The sequence below is a fragment of the Synechococcales cyanobacterium T60_A2020_003 genome, from assembly GCA_015272205.1.
In the GTDB taxonomy this organism is placed as follows: Bacteria; Cyanobacteriota; Cyanobacteriia; order RECH01; family RECH01; genus JACYMB01.
Map to the genome: position 1 here is coordinate 1 of JACYMB010000049.1, position 2189 is coordinate 2189.

Annotated in this window: 2 protein-coding genes; both read right to left on the minus strand. The window is 52.3% G+C overall.

Going from position 1 to position 2189, the window contains the following annotated elements; translation table 11 throughout:
• Nucleotides 1–76 precede the first annotated feature (76 nt).
• Nucleotides 77–1843, minus strand: coding sequence for a CHRD domain-containing protein (locus IGR76_02800; protein MBF2077461.1), 1767 nt, complete (start codon nucleotides 1841–1843; stop codon nucleotides 77–79).
• A gap of 19 nt (nucleotides 1844–1862) precedes the next feature.
• Nucleotides 1863–2066 carry a hypothetical protein gene (locus IGR76_02805; GenBank protein MBF2077462.1) on the minus strand — a complete coding sequence of 68 codons (204 nt, stop codon included), beginning with the start codon at nucleotides 2064–2066 and terminating at the stop codon, nucleotides 1863–1865.
• Nucleotides 2067–2189 lie beyond the last annotated feature (123 nt).

Consider the following 2189-nt stretch of genomic DNA (forward strand, 5'->3'; position numbering starts at 1 on the left):
CATGCCCGATGGAGACATCCTCCGCCCCACCCTTGTGTTTGAGCCGTACCCGGTGCCTAACGCTGAATCCTGAGGGTTAGGTGAAGTCAGCCCGACTGAGGTCGTTGGCACGGAAATCTTCAAGCCGCATGACTTCCTGCTGACCCACCTGGATAACCGTATCATCACGCTGCTGCCGAATTGTGAGATCACCGTAGGACAGGTTGCCCAGGAGGCGAAGGCGATCGGTTCTATCCTTAAAGTCTTTTACGATGTTGAACTCATCTTTTGTCCGGGTGATAACGAAAAAGTCGCGTCCATCCCCTCCTATCAGGGTGTTCTCACCTGCTCCGCCAATTAAGGTGTCTTTACCCTGCCCCCCCTCCAAAATATCATTGCCGTCATCCCCTGCTAAGCGATCGCCGCCTCCGCCTCCGAAAAGGCGATCGCGCGAACCCAGACCGTTAATCCGATCCGCACCTTGGCCCCCCTGAATCCGATTGGAGGATGCATCACCCGTGAGTTCATCATTCTCATCGGTGCCGACTAAGCCTTCGATCGATCTCAAAATTTTGCCCGTTGCAGACGACTCCTGCCCAAACCGAAAAGCAACGTTTTGGGTGTCGAGGTTGATCTTGACAGGAGACTGCAGTTCACTAAAGTCAGCGAGATCATCCCCCTTCGAGCCATTAAAGGTGTCTGAAATCGAGCCTGCAACGAGAATATCGTCTCCGGTATTTCCCAATAACTGGTTCTTCCCCCTGAGGCCAAAGAGCACATCATCACCGGATAAGCCTCGAATGATATCATCGCGACTGGTTCCGGTTAACACGTCGTTTTGCGCGGTTCCCGTAATTTCATTGGGAACCGCTTTCATCTGGCCGCGAATGGCACCATCGGGTGCACCGCTGGTATTAATTTCCCAGTAGAGCGGGATCTCGTCTCCCGTTTTGGAATTGCGGATGGTGTCCACAAAGTTGCTGAGCTTAATATTTGCTTTGTCGCTTTCGTCCCAGACTCCGGTTAAGGTTGCGGAGCCATTTTGATTGAGGCGAATGCGGAGGTCGCGGTCATCACTGCCGCCATTCAACAACGGGTTATAAACCGTAAACGCATTGCTTCCGTTTTTACCGCGATTAGCAGAAAGAATGCGGATCAAACCGACATCATCACTGGTTTTAGGTGTTTGGGGGCCTTGCCCAACGAGTGCCCCGAAATCCAAGCCGGATACCGTCAATTGATAGCGCATCGCATCGCCTGACCGAGTCAACACCATCGTTGATTCGCCTTTGGCCTTCACCCCTGAGGGTTCAACCACTTGAGCTTGGTTTAAGGTGGCATCTAGGGTAACGGGAACGGTCTTTTCGAGAGGGGTGGCCTTAATCTGTCCACGAATTTCGCCGTTGGGGAACTCCGCCGTATGGACATTCCAGTACAAATTGACTTCATCGCCGGGTGAACTGTCGCGAATGGCACGCAGCACTTGGTTCAGTGGCACAGAGGAGGGATCCTTGACATCCCATCGTCCTTTTAAGGTTGTAGAACCATTGTTATTCTGGATAATCTTGAGGTCTGAGTCCTGGCTATCATTGCCTGTCACCCTGTCGTAGAGGCTAAGGGCCACAATGCCATTCGTACCGCGCGCACCGATATGGATATGAACATGGGTCACATCATCACGGGTAGTGGGCGTTTGCTCCTTCTTGCCCAGTAAATCCCCAAAATCCAGTCCCGTTACGTTGAGACTGTAGGTTAGCGCGTTACCAAGGGCATTGAGGCGCAGCTTGGATATCCCAGTTGCGGTGGAGGTGGTTGTGGGAACTACCTGATTCCCGGTCAGCGTAGATGAAAGTAGTTGCGCCATAGGGGATAACTCTCCTTAACTAGTGAAGATGACGAAAGCGGGAGGGGAAATCGACGCGTCCCGAAGTGTAGGCTCGTTGATGCCCCTGCGGTGGCGATCGCCCTGCGACTCTGGAGGGTAAAGCGTGATCAAAATCTAGAAGGGTCTCTGATTGTCCAGTTTGAGCCTCAAACGGAGTTGATTCGGATGACACCAGCGACTTGAATCCAATAGCACCTGCCATAATACAACATGCAGCGTTGTTTGATAACCTATCTACGCTGAATATAGCGTATCCCCCTAATATCATGTCGGGATAAAAACCCATGATATGTTTTTGGCGCGGCGCTTGCGCCGCGCCAAAAAC